This window comes from Bacillus sp. GW821-FHT01G09, from assembly GCF_059422205.1.
Genome location: NZ_JBWKWL010000002.1, coordinates 185,665 through 211,829, shown reverse-complemented (window position 1 = coordinate 211,829; position 26,165 = coordinate 185,665). Strand labels below are relative to the sequence as shown.

General features: G+C 46.8%; 20 protein-coding genes and 1 pseudogene. 10 read left to right on the top strand and 11 right to left on the bottom strand.

The window, feature by feature from the left end:
• Complete coding sequence (locus tag AC07VD_RS06445) at positions 1-864, bottom strand: AraC family transcriptional regulator (RefSeq protein WP_003245539.1); 864 nt, start codon at positions 862-864, stop codon at positions 1-3.
• A gap of 123 nt (positions 865-987) precedes the next feature.
• On the opposite strand from AC07VD_RS06445, the gene AC07VD_RS06440 reads away from it, so the two are divergent.
• The gene (locus AC07VD_RS06440) at positions 988-2,355 is read left to right on the top strand and encodes an MATE family efflux transporter (RefSeq protein ID WP_014476390.1); all 1,368 of its coding nucleotides are present in this window, start codon (positions 988-990) and stop codon (positions 2,353-2,355) included.
• Between the two features lie 30 nt (positions 2,356-2,385).
• Here AC07VD_RS06440 and AC07VD_RS06435 read toward each other — a convergent pair.
• Together AC07VD_RS06435 and asnB are read right to left on the bottom strand one after the other, a co-directional pair.
• Positions 2,386-3,215 (bottom strand): annotated as a pseudogene (locus AC07VD_RS06435) (phytoene/squalene synthase family protein).
• A gap of 81 nt (positions 3,216-3,296) precedes the next feature.
• Positions 3,297-5,141 carry an asparagine synthase (glutamine-hydrolyzing) gene (asnB, locus tag AC07VD_RS06430; RefSeq protein WP_014476388.1) on the bottom strand — a complete coding sequence of 615 codons (1,845 nt, stop codon included), beginning with the start codon at positions 5,139-5,141 and terminating at the stop codon, positions 3,297-3,299.
• Positions 5,142-5,286: 145 nt separating this feature from the next.
• Here asnB and AC07VD_RS06425 point away from each other — a divergent pair, with 145 nt between their 5' ends.
• Positions 5,287-5,868, top strand: coding sequence for a DUF2777 domain-containing protein (locus AC07VD_RS06425; RefSeq protein ID WP_285299947.1), 582 nt, complete (start codon positions 5,287-5,289; stop codon positions 5,866-5,868).
• A gap of 30 nt (positions 5,869-5,898) precedes the next feature.
• Here AC07VD_RS06425 and wprA read toward each other — a convergent pair whose 3' ends face one another.
• The 3 genes from wprA to AC07VD_RS06410 all read right to left on the bottom strand — a co-directional run bounded on the left by wprA (position 5,899) and on the right by AC07VD_RS06410 (position 10,128).
• Entirely contained in the window at positions 5,899-8,583 is a 2,685-nt protein-coding gene (gene wprA / locus AC07VD_RS06420) for a cell wall-associated protease WprA (RefSeq protein ID WP_494721650.1), read from the bottom strand.
• 167 nt (positions 8,584-8,750) lie between these two features.
• The gene (locus AC07VD_RS06415) at positions 8,751-9,107 is read right to left on the bottom strand and encodes a YisL family protein (RefSeq protein ID WP_014479397.1); all 357 of its coding nucleotides are present in this window, start codon (positions 9,105-9,107) and stop codon (positions 8,751-8,753) included.
• Positions 9,108-9,222: 115 nt separating this feature from the next.
• Complete coding sequence (locus AC07VD_RS06410) at positions 9,223-10,128, bottom strand: fumarylacetoacetate hydrolase family protein (RefSeq protein WP_003245441.1); 906 nt, start codon at positions 10,126-10,128, stop codon at positions 9,223-9,225.
• A 154-nt stretch (positions 10,129-10,282) separates the two neighbouring features.
• On the opposite strand from AC07VD_RS06410, the gene AC07VD_RS06405 reads away from it, so the two are divergent.
• The 8 genes from AC07VD_RS06405 to AC07VD_RS06370 all read left to right on the top strand — a co-directional run bounded on the left by AC07VD_RS06405 (position 10,283) and on the right by AC07VD_RS06370 (position 13,878).
• Positions 10,283-11,206: a CotH kinase family protein gene (locus tag AC07VD_RS06405; RefSeq protein WP_494721649.1), complete on the top strand. Its 924-nt coding sequence runs from the start codon at positions 10,283-10,285 to the stop codon at positions 11,204-11,206.
• Between the two features lie 145 nt (positions 11,207-11,351).
• The gene (gene yisI, locus AC07VD_RS06400; RefSeq protein ID WP_003233086.1) at positions 11,352-11,522 is read left to right on the top strand and encodes an aspartyl-phosphate phosphatase YisI; all 171 of its coding nucleotides are present in this window, start codon (positions 11,352-11,354) and stop codon (positions 11,520-11,522) included.
• Positions 11,523-11,944: 422 nt separating this feature from the next.
• On the top strand, positions 11,945-12,166 hold the full coding sequence (locus AC07VD_RS06395) for a spore germination protein (RefSeq protein WP_003233088.1): 222 nt from the start codon (positions 11,945-11,947) through the stop codon (positions 12,164-12,166).
• A gap of 14 nt (positions 12,167-12,180) precedes the next feature.
• On the top strand, positions 12,181-12,414 hold the full coding sequence (gene gerPB, locus AC07VD_RS06390) for a spore germination protein GerPB (protein WP_003233090.1): 234 nt from the start codon (positions 12,181-12,183) through the stop codon (positions 12,412-12,414).
• A gap of 22 nt (positions 12,415-12,436) precedes the next feature.
• Entirely contained in the window at positions 12,437-13,054 is a 618-nt protein-coding gene (locus tag AC07VD_RS06385) for a spore germination protein GerPC (RefSeq protein ID WP_014476381.1), read from the top strand.
• Complete coding sequence (gerPD, locus tag AC07VD_RS06380; protein ID WP_014476380.1) at positions 13,051-13,227, top strand: spore germination protein GerPD; 177 nt, start codon at positions 13,051-13,053, stop codon at positions 13,225-13,227. Before AC07VD_RS06385 ends, gerPD begins: the two co-directional genes overlap by 4 nt.
• The gene (locus tag AC07VD_RS06375) at positions 13,227-13,628 is read left to right on the top strand and encodes a spore germination protein GerPE (RefSeq protein WP_032679918.1); all 402 of its coding nucleotides are present in this window, start codon (positions 13,227-13,229) and stop codon (positions 13,626-13,628) included. Before gerPD ends, AC07VD_RS06375 begins: the two co-directional genes overlap by 1 nt.
• Before the next feature lie 31 nt (positions 13,629-13,659).
• Entirely contained in the window at positions 13,660-13,878 is a 219-nt protein-coding gene (locus AC07VD_RS06370; RefSeq protein ID WP_003233096.1) for a spore germination protein, read from the top strand.
• A gap of 36 nt (positions 13,879-13,914) precedes the next feature.
• Here the strand turns inward: AC07VD_RS06370 and hlpB are convergent, their stop codons facing one another.
• The 5 genes from hlpB to addB all read right to left on the bottom strand — a co-directional run bounded on the left by hlpB (position 13,915) and on the right by addB (position 26,052).
• Complete coding sequence (gene hlpB, locus AC07VD_RS06365) at positions 13,915-14,217, bottom strand: HNH nuclease-like protein HlpB (RefSeq protein WP_129092378.1); 303 nt, start codon at positions 14,215-14,217, stop codon at positions 13,915-13,917.
• A gap of 13 nt (positions 14,218-14,230) precedes the next feature.
• A complete protein-coding gene (gene sbcC / locus AC07VD_RS06360) occupies positions 14,231-17,623 on the bottom strand; it encodes an exonuclease subunit SbcC (RefSeq protein WP_217017461.1) in 3,393 nt (1,130 codons plus the stop codon).
• Positions 17,620-18,795 (bottom strand): exonuclease subunit SbcD, encoded by a 1,176-nt coding sequence (sbcD, locus tag AC07VD_RS06355; RefSeq protein WP_032725360.1) that lies wholly within the window; start codon positions 18,793-18,795, stop codon positions 17,620-17,622. The genes sbcC and sbcD overlap by 4 nt, the downstream gene beginning before the upstream one ends.
• Positions 18,796-18,866: 71 nt before the next feature.
• Positions 18,867-22,565 carry a helicase-exonuclease AddAB subunit AddA gene (addA, locus tag AC07VD_RS06350; protein WP_217017459.1) on the bottom strand — a complete coding sequence of 1,233 codons (3,699 nt, stop codon included), beginning with the start codon at positions 22,563-22,565 and terminating at the stop codon, positions 18,867-18,869.
• Positions 22,552-26,052 carry a helicase-exonuclease AddAB subunit AddB gene (gene addB, locus AC07VD_RS06345; RefSeq protein ID WP_494721648.1) on the bottom strand — a complete coding sequence of 1,167 codons (3,501 nt, stop codon included), beginning with the start codon at positions 26,050-26,052 and terminating at the stop codon, positions 22,552-22,554. The genes addA and addB overlap by 14 nt, the downstream gene beginning before the upstream one ends.
• Positions 26,053-26,165: the final 113 nt, after the last annotated feature.

Genomic DNA, 26,165 nt, shown 5'->3' with positions numbered 1-26,165 from the left:
TTATTGAACTTTCCGGCTGACAATTTTCCGGTATTCAATTGGTGAAATGCCTTCTATCTGCTTAAAGAGCTTTGAAAAGTATGTCGGATCTTCCATTCCGACCGTTTCCGCAATAACGCCCATTTTATCATTTGTAGAAGATAAAAGACGCTTCGCTTCCGTCATTCTCACCCGGTTCGTGTATTGTGCCGGAGTTACGCCGAGCACCTGCTGCATGCAGCGGCTCACATAATCCTGATGATAGTGAAGGGCGAGCGACAGATCCTTGATTGTCGTCTTTTCCTTATAGTGCTCCTGTAAGTACCGGGCCGCCTCCCAGGCTACCCGCTCTTTCGCAGACGGTATTTGGAACGCTTCTTTTTGAAGATGCAGCATCAGCTCCTCAAATAAGATTTGCTTTCTGAGCGGCAAATCAGAGTTTTCCGCAGAGTAATCGATCAGCTTTTCAAACTGCTGCGCCATAAACTGCGGGCGCTGCACCTTGCCTTTTCTCGGCAAGGCCAATCCGTAGCGGGCCGGCTCTTCGAAGCTCCCTTTTTCCTGCTGAAGCTCAGACCAGTTGCTGCCTCCCTTTGCCGTAAATTCATAACGATGTTCATCGAAGTGAAGCCAATAGTAGGAGGTTGCTTCATCACTGCCCTTCGTCCCGTAGTGTTCAAGACCGGGAGAAAGCAAGATGTACTCGCCGCCTTCAACAGAAAACGATGTTTCATTTTCCGTTATATATAACGTTCCCTGTTTGACATATATCAGATCAAACACGGAGAATACACGTTTCACATGGGTTTCTCCTTTTTTAAAAACCCCTTCCCCAGCTGCGATAAATACCGGAAAAGGCGGGACTGTAAACAGGATGCGAGGCATTTGAATCATCCTCCTTTTTAAGTCGGATTTTTACAAGAAGTATCGTTTCTATCCCTTTTTATTATAAGGAAATGGAGGTACACTTTAAAACGTTGATTTTATTTACGAAAGGGGTTAGACACTATGAAACAAGCTGTCTTCAAATCAACTGCTTTGAAAAAACCCGCTGACAAAACGTTCTCATTATTTTCGCTTACTTGGCCGATCTTCATTGAGGTCTCATTATATATGTTTATGGGTAATGCCGATACACTGATGCTCAGCCAATACTCGGATAACAGCGTGGCAGCAGTCGGCGTCAGCAACCAGATTTTAAATTTAATTATCGTGATGTTCAGCTTTATCGCAACAGGAACGACCGTTATCATTTCGCAATTTCTAGGCTCACGGCAAAAGAAAGAAGCCATGGAAGTCGCTTATGTGTCAATCGGCGCCAACTTCTTCATCAGCCTGGCCATCAGCGCCGTCGTCTTTTTCGCGGCTGTCCCTCTGCTTCATATGATGGGATTATCAAACGCACTGATGCCTGATGCGAAAGTCTTTTTACAAGTTGTCGGAGGTCTGTCCTTTATTCAGGCTTTAATCATGACATTCAGCGCGATCTTAAAAAGCTACGGCTACACAAAAGATACAATGTTTGTCACTATCGGCATGAACATTTTAAACATTGCCGGAAACTTTGTTGTGATTTTTGGTTTGTTCGGCTTTCCTGTTCTCGGCGTTGCCGGTGTGGCCATGTCCACATCTATCGCCCGCGTCATCGGATTAATCGCGATGATTGTGATTGTCAACAAACGCATTCAGCTGAAGATGTCGCTGAAAAAAGTCTTTCATATGCATAAAGAACATTTGCGCAAGCTGCTGAAAATCGGCATTCCTTCTGCGGGAGAGCAGCTTTCATACAACCTTTCGCAAATGATTGTCACGTATTTTATCGCCATCATGGGCGCACAGGCGTTGACAACAAAAGTGTATACGCAAAATATTACGATGTTTATTTTGCTGTTTGGCACTGCGATCAGCCAGGGTACACAAATCTTAATCGGCCGTTATATCGGCGGCAAACAATTTGATGCCGCTTATGAGCGCTGCATGAAGAGCTTATATTGGGCACTCGGAATTGCTGCGGCTACCTCTGTTTTGATGACGATCTTTTCAAAAGACCTGATCGGACTCTTCACACAAAGCCCTGACATTATAGCAACTGCAAGCCTATTGATTGCCATGACCATTATCCTTGAACCAGGCCGCTCGTTTAATGTCATTATCATTAACTCTCTGCGGGCCGCAGGGGATGCGAAATTCCCGGTTTACATGGCAATGATTTCAATGTGGGGCATCGGCCTCCCGCTTGCTTATCTTTTCGGCATCCACCTCGGTTTCGGTCTTGCCGGCATTTGGATTTCTTTTATCGCGGATGAATGGGTCCGGGGAATCTTAATGTACAGAAGATGGCGCTCACGTATCTGGATTCAAAAAGGTATGGCGTAACACCCGGCTCAATCAAGACCGGGTGTTTTTTTAGATATCAGAGAGAATCTGCTTCACTTCGGTCTCTGTGAGAACGAAGTGATGTTGAAATACATCGTGCTGCTTCGCCCGGATTTTTTCTAAAACAGCCCGGTGCAAAAGAAGAGCGGCTTTCACCGGTTTTTGAGAATACTGCGGAAATAGCGGCAAGGCATCCTGACACTCTTCAAGGTAGGCTTCTGCTTCAAAAGCGATATACTCCCACGTCATTGTGAACGCCTTATTCACGACGCCCTTTTGAAGGTCGTCCTCTGTATATCCAAATTGCTGCATCACTTCCCGAGGGATACGGCTTTTTTGCTGTTGGCCAGTTCCGATATCTTTCAGAATCCGAATCAGCTGAATCGCTAAACCGAGAGAACCGGCTGCATGTGTCAGCTGTTTCCGATGCCGGCGCGCCATAATCGGGAGCAACATCAATCCGGCTGCCCCGCCTATCTGGTATGCGTGCATGAGCAATTCATCAAGGTTTCCAAACGGTTTAACTTCCGCTTTCTGTGCGGCAATGAACTCACGGAATGGCTCGCTGTCCAGTGTAAATGTCTGGTACGCATGGTCGAAAGCCTTCCACAAAAAATGATTCCCGTTATACGTACCGGAAAAAACATCTTCCGCCTCAGCTTCAATGGCAGATAACGCCTTCTCATCCGCATTGGCTACCGTATGGCAAAACGCCATAACCGCCCAAGCTGCCTGCCTTTGCTTCAGCGGAAGAAACGAAAATGCTTTGTAACAGGCTGGTTCGCGGGCGCTGACGATCTGGCCGCATTGCTGATAGGCTTCTTTTATCTCTTTCATTTCTTTTCACTCCTATGTATCACTGCTTCTTCAAGTCTATTATGTTTTCTCGCAATTGTATATGAAGAAAAAGCCGATTCCTTTGAGCAGAATCGGCTTTTTCTTTATCCTTCATCAATATCAATGCGATACGCTTCAAACCATGTATGAATTTGAGCAAGATGGGCGATCAGCTGAGGCCCCTTCATGAGCTGTCCGAACCACGGCACCTTGAAGGAGGAGCCTTCCGTTTCTAAAAGCTGATCTAATTGTTTTCTGTCCAGCAAGGTATGGAGCACGGAGTCCTTTTGGCTTCTGATCGTTTTCAGCCATTCGCTGACGCCTTTTGTATATTCCGGATGGTGCGTTTTCGGATACGGGCTTTTTTTGCGATACAAAATGTCATCAGGCAAAATGCCCTCAAGCGCTTTGCGCAAAATGCCTTTTTCCCGGTTATCATGCATTTTCATTTCCCACGGAATATTCCAAACATATTCCACAAGCCGGTGATCGGCGAACGGCACCCGCACTTCCAGGCTCGCCCCCATGCTCATGCGATCCTTCCGATCCAAAAGGTTCGTCATAAACCAAAGCATATTTAAATAGAACAGCTGTCTTCTTGCTTTATCCACACCCGTTTCACCATCTAATAATGGCGTTTCTGCCAAGGTTTCTTCATATTTGGCATTTACGTATTCTTTCAGATTCAATTTTTTCTGCCATGAGTCAGAAAGCAGCTTGATCCGCTCCTCCGTTGATCTCATCCATGGAAAGCCAGACTCAACATCTGCCGTATGGAACCACGGGTACCCGCCGAAAATCTCATCCGCGCACTCTCCAGATAGGCTGACGACAAAGTCCTTTTTGATTTCCCGGCAAAACCACAGCAGGGATGAGTCGACATCCGCCATTCCCGGCAAGTCTTTGACCAGTACAGCTTCCTCCAAGTGATCAACGAGATCCTTTTGGCTGATGACGCATTTGTGGTGCGTTGTGCCGAAAGCCTCTGTCATTTTTTCAATCCATGGTCCGTCATCATTCGGCTGAAAAGCGCTTGCTTGAAAAAATTTATCGTTCTCTTCGTAATCAATCGAATAAGTATGAAGCGGTGCTTTTCCTTCCTTTTCAAAATGGCCCGCCGCAATCGCTGTAATTGCGCTTGAGTCCAGACCGCCTGATAGGAATGTGCAAACCGGCACATCCGACACAAGCTGCCGCGTCACCGCGTCCTGAAATAACGATCTGACATTGGCAACCGTGTCATCAAAACTGTCCGTATGTTTTTCGCTTTCAACATTCCAATAACGCCAAATATTAAGTCCGTCTTTGGAAAATGTCAGCGCGTGAGCCGGGCGGATTTCTTTTATGCCTTTAAATATGCCAGTGCCCGGGGTTCTGGACGGTCCAAGACCGAAAATTTCAGAAAGTCCCGTTCTGTCCACTCGCGCTTTTATATCAGGGTGCGCGAGGATTGCTTTGATTTCCGACCCGAAGAGAAATGAAGAGCCTTCCTTCGTGTAAAAAAACGGCTTTACGCCGAGACGGTCTCTCGCGGCAAACAGCAAATTTCGCTTTTCATCCCACACAGCGAAAGCGAATATGCCATTGAGATGGTCGACACAGTCTTCCTGCCATTCGATGTAGCTGTGCAGAAGCACCTCGGTATCTGACGTACGCTCGAATTGATGGCCCCGCGCCCGCAATTCTTTGCGCAAATCTTCCGTGTTATAAAGCTCGCCATTGTAAATAATGGTGTACGTATCCCCTTTATAGGTACACGCCATCGGCTGGCGTCCGCCTTCAATATCAACAACCGCAAGTCTTTTATGTCCGAATAAAACATGGTGCTCCCCCCAAACGTTTGAATCATCAGGCCCTCGTTTGGAAAGAGTGTCTGTCATTCTGTCCATCGTTTGTTTTTCCTGGACGAGCTGCTTTTTAAAATCGACCCAACCCGTAATTCCACACATGTGACATCAGCTCCAATCCCGTTTCTTTCGTAACAATTTCGTTTCTTTCAGCACCTTAGTAAGTTTATGCATCTATAGGCAGATAGTTGATTTGTCCATAAAAGAGTTGTATGGGACAGGCTTGAATTGGAAAGAAAAGAGAGGAATGAAGAAAAAGGAGACAGCATGGATGAAACGGAAACAATTGATATATACAGGGGAACGAAAATGGGAATACGGCACCATCCTCATCGAAGACGGCATCTGTTTAATCGAAAACGGAGAAGGTGATATACTGCTGGCGGACAGTCTCCAACACAGCCCAATCTGGATCCATCATAAAGGAAAGTGGGAGCAAGCCGGCTTTCAGGACAAGTTGGTTTTGGCATGCGGTGCAGAAAACATCTCCCTTTCCGGCGGAGAACGCATCCGCTATGAGAAATCAGTCAAGCGGCCGCTCATGGCGCTTTTGGATTCTCTTGACGACGAAACCTTTATCGCGTTTCTGCAGCACTTGCACAGCTTCGGCTTATCGGTATTCGATTGCGTCTTTTCTTATAATAAAGGAGTCTTTTCGAATTCTTCGGCGGAGCAGGGTGTGTCCTTTTATCACTTTTCAAATGACACCGCCCAATGCGCGATGCAGCATCACTACAGCAGCGAAGGGACAGGAGACCGTTTTGAATGGACGGCTTCAAACGGAAAGCGATCCATTATGTATTCAGCAGTCCAACGGGGGCGCAAATAAAAAAGCGGTGCATCGAGCACCGCTTTTTGGTTACTTTTCAACAACAACTTTTGCTTCCTTGCTTTCTTTTTTATCTGTATCCGCAGCCGTGACGTACAGCACCGTTCCGGCTTTTTGTTTTTTGATTTTCACCGAAAACGTTCCTTTTGCGTCAGCTTTGGCAGAAGCAATGACCTTCTTTGATTTGTTTTTCACTCTGATCATCGCTTTGCTGTTTGCCTTCCCTTTTACTGCCGTATCCTTCGTTTTCACCGCGTTTACTTTCGGTGTGCCGGAAGGTTTTCCTTTGACGACAGCAACTTTATACGATGTTTTCGCATCGCCTTTTGTTGCTTTCACATACAGTACTTGATCCTGTTTTTGAGTCGCGATATTAACCTTGAACGCATTGTCTTTTCCGGCTTTGGCGCTGCCGAGTTTCTTTTTGCCGTTCATCACCTCGATAAGTGTGCCTTCCTTCGCGTTCCCTCTGACAGCTGTTTGAGTGCTTTCCAGCTTGTTGACCTTAAGCTGTAAATCAGCTGCGCTGACAGCCTTCATGACATTCAGCCGCCCGTAGCCTGAATGCCAGTCTACACCAGGTGTCTTCGGAATTTCAATCGGATCGCCATAATCGTCATACAACTCTTCTTCTCCGCCATCGACACTTTCAAAGGAAATATCATCTGCCGTCTTTTTCAACATATCCTCAACTTCTGTTCTTTTCAGCTTAGGATTTTGAGCAAACAGCAATCCTGCAGCAGCGGCAGCATACGGCGTCGCCATAGACGTTCCGCTCATGTACGTGACATTTCCGTTCGGCACTAAGCTCGGGATATCAGACCCTGGAGCAGATATGTCCAGACCTTTTCCATAGTTAGAGAAATCAGCGGTCATATCCATGCGGTTCGTTGCGCCGACTGACATCACATATTTAGAAGATGCAGGATAAGATAAGGCATTTTCTCCATCATTCCCGCTGGCTGCGGCAATCAACACATTTTTGTCAGCTGCGTACTTCAAAGCAAATTCAAGCACGCGGCTGTAGCCACCGCCTAAACTTAAATTAATCACCTTTGCTCCTTTGTCAGCAGCATATTTGATGCCGAGAGCAATTTGTTCAGTATCTCCGGAACCTGCGGAATCAAGCACTTTTACAGGGATGATTTTTGCTTTGGCATTCAATCCGGTCATTGAATAGCCGTTATCGCTTTGGGCCGCAATAATGCCTGCGACATGCGTCCCATGCCCCTGATCATCCATTGCATTGTTATTTCGTCCGACAAAATTGTGTCCGAGATCTGTTCTTACTTTTCCTTTTAAATCAGCAAGCGTGCTGTCTACGCCTGTGTCTACTACTGCAATGAGTGTATCGTTAAGCTTGCGTTTGGACAGCAATGTGTTGGCAGGCTCATATTTCACATCCGCGTTTTTGACACCGCCGTTTTCACCGTTGTTTTTAAGCGGCCATTGATAAGGGTACTGAATATCGTTTGCCAGGCTTTTGTATTCCTGCACGGGTTCCGCAAACTCTACATTGGACATCTTGGATAGTGTCGCAGCAGCGCTTTTGACCCTTTTGGCGCTTGCCGTATATGCGCCGTTCTGTTTCTCATCTTTCGGAAGTTCAAATGAATACAGATTGTCAAACAATTTCTTTGCCTTTTTCACATTAGATATGTCTTTTTTCGATTGCGCGCTTGCAGAAAAGCCCTTCATTTCATTATGTACGGATGAGAGGCTTTTATTGTCCTTCACCTTGAAAATAACCTTTGTTGTCTGAACTTCACTTTTTGCTGCAATATTGTTTTCTGTTAAAATGGCTCCGGCTGTTTTGCCTTGCAGCTGCTTCATATTTAGTCGGTCCGCTTGTTTCTTTATCTCCTCTTTAAGGAATGACGGGACTGATTGTAAAGCTTTATCATATAGCCGGTTGATCGCTTTTTGATCCTTTTCAGTGATCTTATACGAAGATGATGCTCCGTTTTCTGACACATCGTCAAATAACGGCTTTAATGTCACAAGATCCTGATAGATTTCATTTCTTGCTGTTTTATTGAGTGCGAGCTTTGCAACGATAAACGGTGCTGCTTTGTAATAAAGGCTTGTCAGTTCTTTGCCTTCTGCTGTTTGGCTCAGCTGCTCATCACGAATCGCTCTCAACTTATCCAGGATGCTTTTTCCTGATTTCTTCTGATCGACACTCATTTCAACCGGACAAGCTTCTTCCTCTTCTAAATCTGACGGCTGTTTTTTGGTGCCTTTATACCCAATCGTATACTTGGCTTCTGCAGCTGCTTCTGCCGTTCCGCCGTCCTCTGGTTCTTCTTCTCCGAGGTATTCAACTTTTACATAGTAAGGGCCGCTCCACGCGTATGGAAAAATGACTTCGCTTTTTCCATCGTCCGCTGTGAAAGAACGGTACATCTCAAACGTTTCATCTTTAAGCGCTTTTTCCTTACTTGAATATACAGATACATTCAATACTGAATCACTCTTTACGGTCAGTGCCATATGTGAGTGTTTCTGAATATCCGTTGCTCCCGGGGTCACTTTGTACCATTTCACCTGTTCCGGCTCCTTCATGGCGCCTGTCTGCTCTTTGCCGTTTTCCAGAGCAGCCGCCTGATCGATCGCGCCGGCCGCTGCAGCTTTGGTTCCCGGAGAAAAAAGGCTGAAAATCAGTGCAAAAATAAGCACTGCCGCCACAAACGAGCTGAATTTTCTGCGTTTCATGTTATCCCTCCTGCAAAATAATGAATCTCCTTGAAGGTATCATAATTTCATAGGACGAGATACCGCTTACAGGGAATTTTAAGGTTATTTTAAATGATTTGGAATATAAGGGGATAAATATAAAAAAACCCAACTCTATCAATGAGCCGGGTTCATAGGTTTTTCTATTAAAACAATTGAAAACCAATTGGCAAATGCAGACCGAGCAGCACTGTCAGCAAAAGGACAATGACGAAGCCGATCCACAGGCCTCCTGTTGACTTTTCTTTTTTCTTGCGGATGAGGAGCATTTCCATCAGGCCGATGGTGATAATGCCCAGAATCATTTTGCCGGCGTATTCTCCGTTCCAGTTGGCGAAACGGACAAACAGCTCAGCTCCTGTCAAAATAATAAGGATATAGAATAACCGCAGAATCATATGAGTGATTTTTGCGCCCTTTGCACTTCCTGACGAATACAGCGAGTAGCTGACGAAAAGCAGAATCAGCGCTACCACCCATGTCGTAATATGTAGGTGTGTCATATATGTTCCCCCTATCAGATAAATTACCCCACTTATAGTACCATGAACTTGTCCTCTGCCACAAAGATGATTGTCAGAAAAAACGGGCGGGTCCGGGTCCGCCCTCCAGTTTTATTCAGCCAATTTGGTTTGACAGCGTTCCGATCGGGTCAATTGTAATATCAATTTTGTCACCTGACCGCAAGAATTTTGGAGGCGTAAACCCCTTGCCGACACCAGACGGCGTACCGGTGGCAATGATGTCGCCCGCTTCAAGCGTCATCCCCTTTGAGAGGGTTTCAATTAATTCCGGAATGGAAAAGATCATATCGCTTGCCGAACCGGATTGGCGCAGCTCGCCGTTGACTCTTGTTTCAACCTTGAGGCGCTCTGGCTCCTGAATCGATGATTTATGTACAAGCACGGGCCCCATCGGACATGTCGTATCCAAGCTTTTTCCAATAAAAAACTGCTTATGCCTTTTTTGCAGATCACGCGCCGTGATATCATTCACAATCGTATATCCGAAAACATGGTCATATGCATCTTCTTTTGAAATGCGGGTCCCGCTTTTTCCGATCACGACAGCAAGTTCTCCCTCATAATCAAGCTGAGAGGTAACCTCTTCATGGCTCTTTACGATATCACCATGCCCCGTAACCGTTACCGGCGATTTTGTAAATACCATCGGATGCTCCGGAATATCAGCCTCGCTTCCCATTTCAATCGCGTGATCCCGGTAGTTTTTGCCGATGCAGATGATATTTTTTGATGGCTTCGGAATGGGTGCATGGAGCTTCACCTCAGATAATGAATACATAAATGATCCCAGCTCATCATTCGGTTTCTTTGCCCACTCGGCCAGCTGCCTTGCATGCGCAACGAATTTATCCCCTTCTGCGATACATTCAATCAGCGATCCCGGAATCGTCTCAAGTTCAAACAGTTTTTTTTCAGCCTTTTGCAAATCCATAATTTTCTCATCATCAATGATCAGGCCGACAAACATTCGGTTGTAAAGTTCCCCTGTCGCAAATTTCATGTTATTCCTCCATCATCTTTTAAATCAGAATGCTCCTTCATGTATTCTCTGTCGAATGCTGAAATCCCTTTTTCTCAATTCCGTTTTCATTTCGTTTCAGGACGGGCTTGCTCTACATATCATACAAATGTCGTTTTGAGAAGGAGGAAAGAATATGGAGCGCGTGCATTTATTTTTTCATCGGGAGCAGCTGAAAAGTAAAGGTACTGCCAAGGGGCTTTTCGTAACAGATCGATCTGTTTCTCCCATTCTTCTCACACAGCGTGACAGAGCGGAAAAGGCATCCTATGAAATCAGCTGGGAAAAGTCTCTGCTTGGTGAAAGGACACTTTTTTTGAATGCAGAACAGGATGATCAGTCCCTGATGCGGCGCAGACTCGCCTATTGTTTTTTTGACCAGATCGGCGTACCTGCTCCCGCTGCCTCGTACAGCTTTCTGACCATCAATGGCCAGCCTGAAGGCATTTATTTGAATATCAAGAACCATCAGCCAGCCAGTAAAACGAGTTACGGAGTGAAGACGGCCGATCCAAGGGTTCCGTTGTCCCTTTTTAACAATGATTCCTCGGCATTCTTACATGAATTTTTCAAACTGATCCGCACAGCCGGAGATGACGAATTGGCTGAAAGGATTAAATTGTATCTGGATGTCAAGCTGTTTTTTTTGTGGCTGATCGGCAACGCCTGCACCAATCAAGGCTTTTACTACACATTTTGTTTAAACGAAACCGGCCGGCTTTACGTTTCCCCGATAGAGACAAGATCGCTTGCCGTACAAGAATGGTATGACGAAGACCCGCTTCTGACAAAAGGAAAGACGCTTTCGTCAAGGCTTCTATCCATTCCCGCCTTCCGGTCGCAATATCACACATTAATGAAAAACGTGCTGAAGCGGTCGTTTACTATTGAACGATTATCTCCTCTCATCAACGAATGGCACCTTGACATTTGTCAAAGTGCTGCTGATGATCCTTTTATCAAAAAAAGCCCCTTTCAGATCGAAAAGGAGCAGACAAACATACTTAGAGAAATTGAGGAACGGCAGGACTTTTTGCAAGCACACTTAGCAAGACTTTAGTCCTTTCTCCATTAAAAAAGGCCGCAGCAAAAATTGTCGCTTTTTTAGTCAAATTGACGAAAGGCAACCTTTTGAGCCAAAATAGGTTATACTAACGATATCCTGTATTTATATCAAAATAAAATCTAGAATTGGAGATAGCGTAATGAACAGTAAAATTGAAGAAATGAGGATCACACTAATTGAAACCGCACAAAAATATGGCATGAATTCAAAAGAAACGATTCAATGCAGCCAAGAGCTGGATATCCTGCTGAATACCCGGATTAAAGAAGAAATGATTTTTGGGAGATATCTTGAAAACTCCCGTATGTAAATCATTTTCTATAACAATTAGAATACACCACATGTAACTCCGCTTTTTGCTCAGCACTTCTGGGATATACCTCAGGGCGAGAATGTGCCCGCCCAAAAATCGAATACCGCAGCACGACATACTCCAAAAAGCATTCTACACGCAAAAACACCAAAGAAATAAACAAAAATCACCATAGGCGGATAGCGGCATCCTTCGCCGCATTTCCGCTCAATTTATACCCAACATCCTCTTTTGCCATGTTTAAACATAACGGCCCGAAAAAATAAAACGCTTTCATAAAGAGCCGATATGTCTCCTTTAAATTTCTCTCACACATATGTGCGTTTGTCATAAGCTATCGTGAATAGCCCAATTGAAATCAGAATTGTCATTTCACTTTACCTGTCTTTTTTTAATTTTTCAACAAAGGATGTGCTCGTATGCCGGCCATTGTCGGAGCGTTTAAAATTAATGCGATTGGTACGAGCGGAGTCGTTCACATCGGGGACTGCATTACGATTTCTCCTCAGGCTCAGGTCAGAACGTTTGCCGGTGCTGGCAGCTTTAATACCGGCGACAGCCTCAAGGTGATGAATTATCAAAACGCGACGAATGTGTATGACAATGATGCGGTTGATCAGCCGATCGTGGCCAATGCGTAAAAGGAGTGAGGCTCATGAACTTCTATATTAATCAAACCATTCAAATCAACTATCTCCGGCTGGAATCAATCAGCAACTCCTCCATTCTGCAAATCGGGAGCGCCGGATCAATCAAGTCACTGTCAAATTTGTATAATACAGGGAGTTATGTAGAACCGGCACCAGAAGTTTCTGGCTCAGGGCAACCGCTCCAGCTGCAGGAGCCCGACACAGGTTCATTGGTCCCGCTCCAGCCTCCTGGCCGTTAATCATATGAAAGAGGTGAAGAACATGTATGATCAATCTGTTTCCTCTTACCTGCAAAACTTGAATTCCTTCGTTCAGCAGCAGGCGATTCACATTCAGCAGCTCGAACGTCAGCTGAAAGAGATTCAAACTGAAATGAATACGATGAAACAGCGGCCGGCCACTACCATTGAGCGTGTGGAGTATAAATTTGATCAGCTGAAAATCGAAAGGCTCGACGGGACTTTGAATATCGGCTTAAATCCGACTGACCCGAACAGCGTCCAAAACTTTGAAGTCAGCCAGTCGACACCGCAAATCGGGATGATGCAGCAGGAAGAGAGCGCTCAGCTCATGCAGCAGATCCGCCAGAATGTCGACATGTACTTAACTGAGGAAATCCCAGATATTTTGGAACAGCTTGAAAACCAATATGACAGCAGACTTGACGATACAAACAGACACCATGTTATTGAAGACATCAGAAAACAAATGGACAGCCGGATTCACTATTATATGTCCCATATCAAAAAAGAAGAAAATACACCGCCTGCACAATATGCAGAACATATCGCTGAGCATGTGAAGCGTGATGTCATCCGCGCTGTAGAACACTTTCTGGAGCATATTCCATCAGAAATGAAAGGAGATGAGCAAGCATGATCTTTACAGTCATCAACCGCAGCTTGGAAGTCGGGGACATCCGGATGAACGGTGTGTCCAGTTCCTCCGTTTTCCACATCGGAGACACTGAATCCATCTACCTGTCTTCTATTTTTGATACACCGCCTGAATCTCTTATCATCGGGCCGTTTGCTCCGATTGCGCCAGAATAATGCTTAAACGCATATCACGCATCAGACTAGTTAAGTTTAATTCCCTCGGGATCGCAAGTGTGTTTCAAGTTGGCGACACAAATGAAATCGATATGAGTGTAAAAGTATTTGCTGTTCAGCGTTCTCGGTCCACGTTTTACAATAATGAAGGCTCATTTAACAAAAAGGAGTACCAAATCTTTCAGCAGCAGGCAGTGAAGCCGATTCGCGAAACAGGTGTACAAAGCGCATTTTGCCACGAGGTGCCGGCTATTTATGTTCGCAGCATCAAAATTCAAGGGGTTTCCGCCTCTTCTGTTTTACATGCTGGTTCAGCTTCGCTTATCCGCGGTGATGCGAGAATCAAACATATCAGACAGATTCAGTCTCCGCGCTCACAATCGCCCGCCAAGAACATATAATAAACAGAGACTTCGATAAAGGGTGTCGTTTATGCCAGCAATTGTCGGGCCTATAGCTATCAATTCCATATCGGGCGGAGTCGTAAACTTTGGTGATTCCTTTTACCTTTCTCCGAAAAGCTCTTCAAAATCTGCGCTCGGTTCGGGAGCAGGAAACACGGGAGATTTCCTTCTATTAAATAATGCAGTCAACGCGACAAATTATATAGACCCCGATGTCAACGATCAGGATATGGTTGGAAACGGATAAAAGCAGCCGCTCTGCAAAGAGAGGGCTGCTTTTTAGTCATTTTTTCTTTTTTCGTTCATTTGATTTCTTTGTTTTGATCAGCTTCTCAGGCGGCTGTTTTCTGATCCATTTGACAAACCGGGCAAGCTCTGGATCGCTTCTGAGTTCAGCCATTCCGTTTAAACGTACAGCGAGCTCTTGATTGGTATATAAGGCATGAATCTGTTTATGGCAAGGAATACAGAGCATCGCTGTCGGCAAAAACGCTCCGCCTTCCTCTTTCGGTGTGAGATGATGCTCTGTCAGCTGGACATCGCTCCGGCCGCACAGCTCACATATTCCGGCAGTCTGCTTTGCCATATCCGCTCCTCCCTTACATCAACTCAAGTGATACCCGCGTACCGCGGCCGCTCGGTTCAGCCGGATGGACGATCAGCTTTTTCGGAAGCCGTGCACGCAGCTCCTGCACATGGCTGATGACACCGACAGCCAGATTGTCTGACTGAAGTTTTTCCAAGGCCGTGACAACCGTATCAAGCAGATCTTGATCCAGTGTGCCGAAGCCTTCATCTAAGAAAAAGAACTGAAGCGGGTATTCCCCGCGAAGCTGGATCTGCGCAGACAGCGCAAGAGCAAGTGAAAGCGAGGTGAGGAAGGTCTCTCCTCCAGACAAACTGGAAACCGGGCGTCTTACGCCTCCATTCGCGTCATCCCGCATCACGAAGCCGCCTTCTGAATCTACTTCGATGGCATAGCGCTGTCTTGTCAGCATACTGAGTCTTGCTGAGGCGTCCCTCGCAACGCTTTCAAGCTGCTCCTCAGCTAAAAATTCGACGAAGGTATTGCCTTTAAACACAGCTTGAAGCTTGTCCAGCCTGTCGATATGCGTCTGCCATTTTTTCAGTTCAGCTTCAATTTCATTAAACCGTTTATGATGGTCGCGAATGACAGCCAGTGCTTTTGCTGCCGCGCCTTTTTCCTCTATAGCAGCGCCAAATGCTTCCTCAGCTTTTTGTAATGCTGCAACGGTTTCGTTCCATTCGCTCTCTGATAATGCTCTGCCGGCAAGTATCTCTGCTACTCGTTTTAAGTTTGCAGCATTTTGCTTCAGTTTATCCATAAACTGGTCTATGCCGGTTTTCATCTTTTCAAGTTCATCAGCTGGGATGAGACTTTGTTCAACCTCCTCAGTCCGGGTAATGGAGGTGTTTTTTGTATGCTCAAGCCAAGCAGCTTTTGCTTTTTCCAATCTGCCCTTCGCCTCTTGAAGAGTGAGCTCGCTTGCAGAAGCGCGGCTTTTCGCCTGGTTGAGCTTCATTTGGGCGCTTTGCAGTTCTTCATATAAAGATTGTTCTTTTTCCTTTAACAGCTTTAGATCCTGCTGGACAGAGCGGAGTTTGATTTGAATCGAATCTCCTTTTGCATAATCTCCGAGTTCGTGCTCATAATCAGCTATCACGCTCTTTATGCGTTCAGCCGCATAATGAAGCTCCAGCTTTTCCCGCTCAAGCCGGTGTCCCGATTCCCGCAGTTTTTCCTTTTGTGCTTCATGCTCAGCAAGAAACGCGATACTCTTCTCAATTCGTTTTTCACATTCTTCTGCAGCCCGGTCCTTTTCTTCAATGGCTTGCTGCCATTTTTCTGCTTCGTCCACAGATTGATTCTGAAATGCTTCTTTAAACATGTTCAGACTGCTGTCCATTGAGGATTGAAGCTCGGTGATGATGCTTTCAATACGGTCAGCTTCTCTTTTTTCAAAACCGATTTTTTCATTAAGCTGCTCGGCCTTTTTTAAAGACTCCTGATAGGCGCCGATCATTTGTGCCATTCGTGTCTTAACAGAAAGAATGTCCTGCTTGATTCGTTTCCATTCAAATTTGGCAGTTTCAAATGCTTCATACACCGGCTGATTTTCGAAGGAAGCTGCCGCTTCAAGGTTCTGCGCTTGAATTGTCTGCAAAAACGGACACTGTTCAATAAAGCGCGCGGACTGTTCTTCAAGCGTAATTTTGGCTGAAAGAATCTCCTGGCTGAGAGCTGCAGCTTCCGTCAATAATACATCTGTCTGTTTAATGTCCTCTTCAAGATGGCTGTCGGCTTCATATGTTTCATGTACTGAGGCAGATGGATCATGATCGGTTGAACCGCATACCGGGCAAGGCTTACCGGCAGTCAGCTTTTGGGCTAACTCTTTTGTCAGCAGTGCCACCCTTGCTTTTTCACGCTGTAAGTGAAGCGTGTGTTGACTCTTTCTAGCCTCTTCCGTCATACGTGTTAATGAGCGTTCCGTTTCGCACACCAAATGGTACACAGTTTGCACTGCCTCATATGCCTGAATGATGTTGTTTTCTTCCGCTTCCGTCTTTTGAACGAGTGTATTCTTCTCTTCATTCATCTTCTGAAGCACGAGGTTCAATTCGTCACTTCGTTTTTTCTCTTTTTTGATTTGCTCCTCGGTTTGTCTGATGCGCAATGCCATTTCTGCGGCCTGATGGCAGCTTTTTCGCTCATTGGATGTCACCTGCAGGGATTTGAGCTGCTGTTTCAATTCTGTCTGTCTGTTTTGTCCTCGTGTCAGGCGGTCTGTTACCGTCTCCAATTCATTCATGACAGATTGAAGAGCCTCTTCTTTCTGCTGGAGTTCAGTCTTTTTGCGCTCTTCCTCTTGCTTGGCCTCACTCAGTTTGATTTCGATTTCCTGCAAGCGTGAAAGCTGTTCCTGCTCTGTTAAAAGCTCAGGCTCTTTCTCGCTTTTATGCTGGCGCCACGCTTCATACTCTTCATGTTTTTGCTGAAAGAAAGCTGTCCGGTCTGCTAAATCCTTTTGGGCTAGCGTTTGTTCCTTTTCAGCTTGCTCCTCATGCTGGATCGCTTCTGCGTACCGGTCCGCATAGGGCTTAAGGGCTGCTGCTGTTTCTGCTTCCAGCAGGCGTTTTTGCATGCTGTCTATATGCGGCTGTTCTTCTGCGAGACGTTTTTCCTCTTCTTCATAAGCGGATTTTTCCTTTTGGACATTCCATATCTCCTGATGCTCTGTAAACCGCTCCTTCGCCTGATCACGGTTCTTCCTCATCGCTTCCAGCCGGGCTTCCGCTTGTTCGAGAGCCTTTTCAGCCTGCTCAACTGCCTCTGAACTCGCCTCACCAAGACCGGACTGTTCAGCAAGCATTTCATTTTTTCTCGCATTGGCTTCCTGCGCCTGCCGTCTCAGCTTTTTCACAAGCCTGTCTCCATATTGCTCCAAATTAAATAAACGCTGAAGCATATGCCTGCGCTCTGCCCCTTTTAAAGACAGAAATTCAGCAAACTTCCCTTGGGGCAGCACCACCGCTCTCGTAAAATCGTCGATCGTCAGCCCCAAGAGCTCCTCAACTCTTTTATTCACTTCGCTGGCTTTATCAGCCAGCACCGTATGCTCATCCTTGATTTCGATGAAGCGGCAAAGTGCCGTTTTTACCTTCATTTCATCCGTTCTCTTAAACACACGCTCGACTTTGTATGAGATTTGATGATTCGACTGAAGCGCAAAGGTAAAGGAAACAGACAGCGTATCTTCGGCGTGATTTAAGATACCGTGCGTATTATTCGCCGCCCGTTCCACCTTTCCGTATAAAGCAAGCGTCATTGCGTCGAGAATAGAGGATTTACCGCTTCCTGTCGGGCCGAAAATGCCGAAAACACCGGCACCGGAAAGGCCTTCAAAATCTATCGTCTGCTCCTCTCTAAAGCTGTGGAGCCCCTTAATGCTTAAGGCGATCGGCTTCATTTCGCATCCTCCTCTTCAACGCCTGATGCAAGCTCTAAAAACAGCTTCACCATTTCTTCATCCGGCACCGCACCGCCAGTTTGTTTTTCATAAAATTTCTTAAAGCGGTCCTCGATTGAGACATGTTTAACCTCGATCCGTTCCCGGTCTTTGTTCTGTTCTTCAAAAACCGGCCTGATATGGATAAAGCCCGGGTGCGCCTTCCGCAGCCTGTGAATCTCTTCAAGTGACAGCTGGTCCGCGACACGGATTTCCAAGTCAATCCAAGCATTCTGATCTCTGCCTTCATCCAGCCAGCTGTACACCTCACTTAATCCATTTGCCGCTTTCCACTTCACAAGTGGCTTGCCGCTTGATAATAACACCTCTTGCCAAGTGGCCTCTTCCCCAGGCTTTGCGTCCACAATCGTCACTGATTTAGCGTAGCCCGCTTCAGAAAAGCTGTAGGCGAGCGGAGATCCTGAATAACGCGCAAGCGTCCGCGCCCGCTTGATCGTTTGCGGGCGATGCAAATGGCCGAGCGCAACGTAAGCGGCATCTGCCGGCAGGCTTTCAGCAGCCACCGTGTATGCACCGCCGACTTCAATCGGCCGCTCTGAATCGGTTTGGTTTCCGCCTGCCACATAAATATGGCTGGCGGCAATCTTCACTGCATCGTTCCGGAACCGGCTTGTCATATGCTCAAACGCCTGCCTGATTTTCACATCATAGTGATCACGGAGCAGCTTTTCATCAAACGTATCGGATAGCACTTCATTTAACCGCGCTTCAGATGGGTACGCCAGCGCTCCAACCGCCAAAAGCTCTCCTGCTGAAGGCACTTCAATATGAATCGGCTCTGTTGTCGGATAACCGATTAAATGAATGCCGTTTTCATGTGTCAGCGGTGAAGCGGCGGACAAACGGTCAGGATTATCGTGGTTTCCGGCAATGACTACGATCGGGCGCTTTCCTCTGTCGCTAAGCGCAGACAGGCTTTCATAAAACAGCTGCTCGGCTAAAGCCGGCGGGTTTACGGTGTCAAATGCATCCCCCGCCATTACAATGGCATCGATCTGCTCATCCTTTACAATCGTATTCATTTCATCCAGCACATCGGCCTGTTCACTCAGCCTGCTTCTTCCTTCAAGCGTTTTTCCAAGATGCCAGTCAGCCGTATGTAAAATCCGCAAATGCTTTCACCTCTCTTTTATATAGAAAACGAGACCCGCTCCGCCTGAAATTCCGGAGCTTATGGATCTCGCTATAATGTCAGAATGTGCCCTCCGTCAAAGAAATAAAGCGCACATCCCTTTACCTTTGTTTTTGCAATTTGCTCCACTGCCTTCGTGTACAGCTGAATTTGCGTTTCATATCGTTTCTTCAAGATCGGGGCCGCTCCTTCAAATCCATGCTGGAATTTGCCCTCAATCCGGTCCGACTTATAATCCAATAGATATAATCCGTCCTCAGTTTCATAGAGACAGTCAATGATACCCTGCACTAAAAGCGGCTCATCTGCCTCCTGTGCATCAGGATAGATCTCCTTGGCCGGAAGCGCTAAGCTGAATGGTATTTCCCTGTCCTTCCACTTTGCGCCGATCAGCTGTCCGCCGATTTCTGTATGGAAAAATTGCACGATTTCTTCTATATCAATAGCGTCTTTTTGTTCTTCAGTGAGAAGCTCTTTTTCATAAAGCCTGTGAACCGTCTGCTCAGCTTCTTCTATCGACGGCACATGTGACAGCGGGATATGCTGCATAACCGTATGCATGGCAGTCCCTTTCTCTGCCGCTGTCAGGCCTTTTTTCATCATAAAAGCGGGACGTCTGTACAGAATGCTTCCATCAGCCGGTTTTACAGGGGCCCTGCCGCTGTATTCATCCTCGTACTCTCTTTTTCTTTTGATCTCAGAAACCGATTGCTTTGTCCGAATTTGTGTCACCTCGTGATGCGGGTATGTCCAGCTCAGCTGCTCGCGGGCTTTTTCATCAAACGCAAACGAGCCGGGAACTGGTTCACCTCGGCGGATCGCTTCTAGGCGCTCGCTTTTTTCTTCCATTCTTTCTTCCAGATCATCATCAAGCAAATCATAGGAATGGATCATTTGAACGGCAAAACGAGCCGGGTGGCCTGAGATGTCAGCGTGTGCTGGCACACCAGCCAAATCCTCCAAGTCTCTGTGCCTGGCAAGAGCCGGCCCGATGAAATCTAGATACGTTTTCGCCTGATAGCGGTCAAATTCCGGCAGAAGCCAATCAGTTTGGGACGCGGATGCCTGCCATTTTGCAAGCTGTTTCTGATGATCCTTACATGAGCCAATCAGAAACAGCTTTTCCTTCGCTCTCGTTAATGCAACATAGAGAACACGCAATTCCTCTGACAGCAGCTCCCTGCGCATTTTTTTCTTCATCGCAATGAGCGGAAGTGTCGGATAGCTGATGCGTAATTGCGGATGAATATACTTCGTGCCAAATCCGAGCTCCTTATCCAGCAGGTACGATTTGTTCAAATCCATCATGTTGAAATTCCGGCCGAGACCTGCTGCAAACACGACTGGAAATTCGAGCCCTTTGCTGCTGTGGATCGTCATTAAGCGGACAACATCCTCCTGCTCGCTGAGCGCTCTCGCCGTACCAAGATCATCGCCCCGCTCCTGCATGCGTTCGATAAACCGCAGGAAACGGAACAAGCCGCGAAATGCCGTTGATTCATATTGACGCGCCCTATCATAAAGAACACGCAAATTGGCCTGGCGCTGTTTTCCGCCCGGCATCCCGCCGACATAATCCATATATTTGGTGTCGCGGTACACTTCCCAAATCAGCTCAGATACTGAGTGGTTTTTCGAAAACGCGCGCCATTTTTGCAGATGTCCGTAAAACGTATTTAGCTTTTGATAAAGCTCATCATTCCGGTCACCAGCAGCCAGGTAGTCTTTCATTGCCTCATAGTACGGCGCTTTTTTATTTTCAAGCCGGATCAAAGACAGCTCGTTTTCATCCGCTCCGACAATCGGTGAGCGCAGCACAGAGGCAAGCGGTATATCCTGATACGGATTATCAATCACCTTCAGCACAGAAAGCGCGACGGCGACTTCGACCGCTTCAAAATAGCCTGACGTTAAATTGGCGTAAACCGGTATGCCCTGTGCTCTCAGCTCCTCCATGATTTGCGGAGCCCACGGCATCGAACGGAGCAAAATCACGATATCTCGGTATTGAATATTGCGATGTGTTTTCTTTTTTCCGTCATACACCTTAAATGGCGATGAAATCAGCTTGCGAATTTCCTTAGCGATGGCTTTTGCCTCAAACTGCACCGTTTCAAGCTCTTCTGCTTCCTCGCTTGCATCCGTATCTTCTGCGTTGTCGATCAGCAGCAGCTCTGTTTCCGTCTCTTCATTGTCCGGATACGCCGCACCAAGCTTCAGCTCAGCCTGCTCGTCATAATCGACCTCACCGATTTTGCCGCCCATCAGCTGTTTAAATAAAAAGTTGGTGCTGTCTAAAATATCAGCCCGGCTTCGGAAATTTTTATTTAAATCGATTTTCCGCCCCGTGCCTTCTCCGCTCTCTGTAAACCGTTTGTATTTAGAGAGGAAAAGAAGCGGCTCCGCAAGCCTGAATCGATAAATCGACTGTTTGACATCTCCTACCATAAACAGGTTGCCAGTCTCCTCCGGCCCGCTTGTGACGAGCTGCAGAATCGATTCCTGCACAAGGTTGGTATCCTGATATTCGTCAACGAGCACCTCATGAAACTGTTCCTGATAAAACCTTGCAGCCTCGCTCGGCTCACATTCACCTTTGTCATTCTCAGCTGTCAAAATCGCTAAACAGTAATGCTCCAAATCAGAAAAATCGATGATTGATTTTTCCTGTTTCGCAGCTTCGAATCGTTTTCCATAGCTGATGACAAGCTGTACGAGCGTTTCAATGACAGGCTTCATCTCGGCTAGGCTTTTCAAGTGCTGTTCAGGACTTCGCGTGAAGTAGTCGGTTTTGAGCTTTTCAAGCAGTTTTTTTGCGCCGTTTCTCAAATCTGTCGCCTCATCAAGGAGCGCTGGATCGAACTCATCCCCTTTTACTGCTTTAGCACGCTTAAAAGAGACGGCGGGCACCCGCTTATATAGTTCACTGAAATCGTCCTGATGCTGAATCAGTTCATCAATCTGCGCAAGATCATCAAGAAAATTGTCAGCACGCGGCGCCGGGCCGCCCGGCGCTTTCGTCAGCTCAAGCGCGCGCAAGAGCTTTTCCTTCGCCCCGTTAAGCACCATTGCAATATCTTCTTTGACATATTGATAAAACGGCAGCTCCTCGATGGCGCTCTTTTCTGATACATCATACAAATGAACAAAACTTTCCAGCCACGCCTCCGGGTTGGGATGGGATCGGGAATACTCGTACACCTGTTTAACGAGAAATTGCAGATCCAGATCATGCCGGTCTGTCGTATAGCGGTCAACAAGCTCAAAAAACGCCTTTTCGCCCTTTGCGTATTCGTCTTCAAACAGCTCGTCAAGCACTTCATCCCCCAGTAGCTCACCTTCCGTCTGATCAGCTATCCGAAAGCCCGGATCAAGATCGATCAAGTAGTAATATTTCTTCAGCACTTGCAGGCAAAAGGAATGGAGCGTCGAAATGCTGGCCCGGTTCAAAAGAGAAAGCTGGCGTCTAATATGCAGCGAGCCGGGGCGCTGTACAAGCTCTTTTTCCAAGGCTTCTGCGATTCGGTGCTTCATCTCTGCCGCTGAGGCGTTTGTAAATGTCACAACGAGAAGACGGTCTACATCTATTGGGTTTTCCTCCGCGGTGATTTTCCGAATCATTCGTTCAACGAGCACAGCGGTTTTACCAGAGCCCGCAGCCGCTGCCACAAGAATATCCTGGCCGGTTGAAACAATGGCATTCCATTGGTCATCTGTCCATGTGCTGTCGGCCGGTTTAGGAATGTTCATTGCCATCCGCCTCCTTTTTTATCCACTCAAGTATCGTCTTGTCCTTTTCAGCCTTTAATGGGCGATACTCGTTTTCTTCCAGTGATTCATCAAATTGGCATACTGATTTGAACGCACAGTATGTGCACGGCGTCTTGTTCTTCATTTTGTACGGCTCAATGGATACGCGTCCGTCGGTGATTTGTTCGCCCGCTTCCTGGAAGGTGCGGCGCACATGCTTTGTCAAAAGATCAAATTCCTTTTCACCGACTGCTGCCGAGTCTGATCTGAGAGATCCGTCTTTTTTCAAGCCGGCGTTTATGATATTTGAACGTCCCTCTTGAAGGGTTGTATCCATGAGGCGAACCACTTCCTGATCACCGAGGAGCAAGCCCTTCATTTTAAATTTCTTAAAGATCTCCTGTTCAATCTCGTCAAGCCCAAGCGGGAGATTAGATTGAATCATCGGGTCATGAATATGGAAATACAGCACTCCGGCAGGCGTCGCCCTCATCCCGAGCCAGTCAGCTGAATGTGTAATCGATAAATCAAGGTACGTCAGCATTTGCAGTGCCAATCCGTAATATACTTCCGCTAAGTCAAGGCCTTTGTCGCTTGATTTATAATCGACAATCCTGAGGAGCAGGCCTTTTGAGCTTTCAGCCTTATCAACACGGTCAATTCGCCCGACGAGTTCCATCGTACAGCCGTTTTTCAGTTGAAAGGTCAGCGGCGGAAGCGGCCCTTTTCCTCCAAAGCCCAATTCAAGCCCGATCGGTACGAATCCGCTCGCTTTCGCATGCTCGCTTAAAATGCCGGACACACGTGTCACAATTTTTTGCAGTTTTTCTTTCACATAATAATGCCGGTTTGAGCTGAGCAGAATTTCCTTTTGCAGTTTCGGTGCCAGCCGCTCTACCGCATCATAGGAAAACAGCTCGCACTGCTCTTTCGTTAAATCGCGCCAATCCAGCTTTTGCTCACGCAGCCTGTCTGAAATCAGCTTTAAGCTGGAATGAAACAGCTGGCCGATATCCGGTGCTTCAAGCTTGAAGAATTGCCGTTCCTTCAGATGCAGCCCGTGTGACGCAAAATGGGAAAACGGACACGCGTTAAAGGTTTCCATTCTCGATACACTGCCCTGAATGCGTTCACCATAGAGCTGTCTCGACACGCTGCGTTCAAGCTGCTTCACTTCATTCCGGAAAAAAAGGCTTGAGAACAGCTTTTTCGATTGCAGCCTGTCCTGCTCACTCATCAGCACATTGTACGTGCTCCACCAGACGTCGCTGATGTCGTATTCCCGAGTCCATAACCTGAGCTGGCTCGCGGTAAAGGACTGTGCCACGCTTTTATTCACAACATACATCAGCTGTTCCTCATCGCTGACCTGTTCAGGTTCATTTGTTAACAGGCGCTCCTTATGATGCGGAAACAGTTCTTCCAGCCGCTTAACGATCATCGACGGCAAAAGCGTTTTTCCTTCTGCATCAGCAATCGGATACGATACGTAAAGCCGGTCAGACGGACTTGAAAACGCCATGTAGATGAGGAAATGTTCATCAAGCAAACGCTCCCGTCCGCCTGAGGATAGCTCAACCCCAATCGTTTTCAGCCATTCCCGGTCATCATCCGACAGGACCCCGTTTTCATCAGGGCGTGCCGGCAGAACGCCGTCGTTTGCCCCGAGCACAAAGGTGCAGGAGGTGCCATACATTCTGGACAAATCCATATTGCCGACAAACACCTGGTCAAGCGCGGGCGGAATAAGAGAAAATGTAAGCGACTCCGCGCCGGCTTCTATCATTTGCTGAAACAAATCAAGAGAAATCTCATCATCTCCCATCATTTCAACAAACTCCTCAAGCAGCTGAATGACTGCGTCCCACGCCTGCTGATGCTGCTGCGCTTCAATGATTCTGCCGTCATCCTCAGCACGCTGCCTTTCCTGATCCAGCTTCAGCGGCACATCCGTCTCTTCTAAATAACGATAGAGCGCCTCTGCCTTCTCTTGAACCGTCTTCGCTTTTTTCATGCGTTTTTGAAGCTGAAAAAGCGGCGGAACAATCCAATCGCGGGTGTCATTCAACATGTTTTCCATTTCGATTTCCTGATCAGTCTGTGCAAAATCATCATCCAATGACACAAAACGCCTGTATTGGAAACGATCGCCCTTTGTCCAGCAGTCGCCTTTAATACCATAGGCGATACAGTAATTTTCGAGCTGATCGACCTGTTCTCTCACTTTGGCCTTCGGTTCATTGAGCGGGAATAGCAGTTCGGTTTTCACGCAGCGAAACACCGCTTCATAACGCCAATTCCCTTTCAGAACATCAAGGCTTGACCGGATAAATTCGATTAACGGGTGGTTCAGCATAGATGCTTTTCCGTCAATGAAATAAGGAATCTCGTAATCTGCGAAAACTTCCTTCACCATATCCTTGTAGTCTTCCGGCTGGCGCGCAAGAATTGCTACATCCTTATAGCGATATCCCTTCTCTCTGACTAGGGCGTGAATTTCCCGGGCAATGCCTTCCAGCTCAGCTCGTCTGTTTGCGGCCTGCATCACAGTAAGGGCTTCTTGTTTTTCTGCGTATGGAACGGCCGGACGCGCTTCATACTGTGCCTCTAGATGCGCCAATTCCGGCGTCTTTGTATGCCGCTCAGTCCCGCTCAGCTCTTTATACGTAATGTCCAAATTCAGTTCCTTCGCCTTCTGATGCAGGCGGTAATAGGTTTTCCCCGTCATTCTGAACAATTCCAGTTCATGCGGCTCCCGCTCATATGACGGCTTGTCCGCTGTGAGCGCAAACGTGATATGCTCCGCATGAACCATAAGCTGCTCCAACACCCTGAATTCCTGCGGTGTAAACTGATAAAAGCCATCCACATAGATATGGGCGCCTTTTATATCTTCCGCAAGCGGGATATGCTCTGCCAGCAATGTCAAATAATCCTCAGAGTGAAGATATTGGTCTGCGAGGCTTTTTTCCATTTGCTGATACAGAATTGATAAGTCATGGAGCTTTTCAGATAAAACACGTTCTCCGCGATACTCGGAAGCCGTTCCGCTTTCTGCCATCCGGCGGATATCCTCCGGTTCCAGACAATAGCGCTTAAACTCTGTCAGCATCCGCTCAACCTGTGCGGTAAACCCGCTTTTGTCACTCGCTTTTTGATAGACTTTGAACTCCTGTTTATGCTCCTCAATGAGCTTCCGCAGGAGCATTTGTACGCCGGTGCTCGTCAGAAACGGCCTGCTCATTCCTCCCGTATGCTGGAGGACGCGCCAGGCCAATCGTGAAAAACTGAACACTTGAGCGCGTATCATCCCGCCCATATCTGGCGTTTTAGCAAGCTCGTATTCCATTAAAAACGTCATTTGATCCGGGACTAGAAAAATGATCGGCTTCCCGAATGGAGCCCGGCGCAATTCATCCTGAATGCTGTTGATGATCAGCTTCGTTTTTCCACTCCCGGACCTGCCTACTAAAAACTCTGCTCCCAAATTAGAAGACCCCTCTCTTTTTATCTCTATATATTTTATCGAATGTTGACGAAAATGACCAATCTGATCTATTGGTAAAAACGGCCTTTTCACATATAAAAAGCTGATTATCT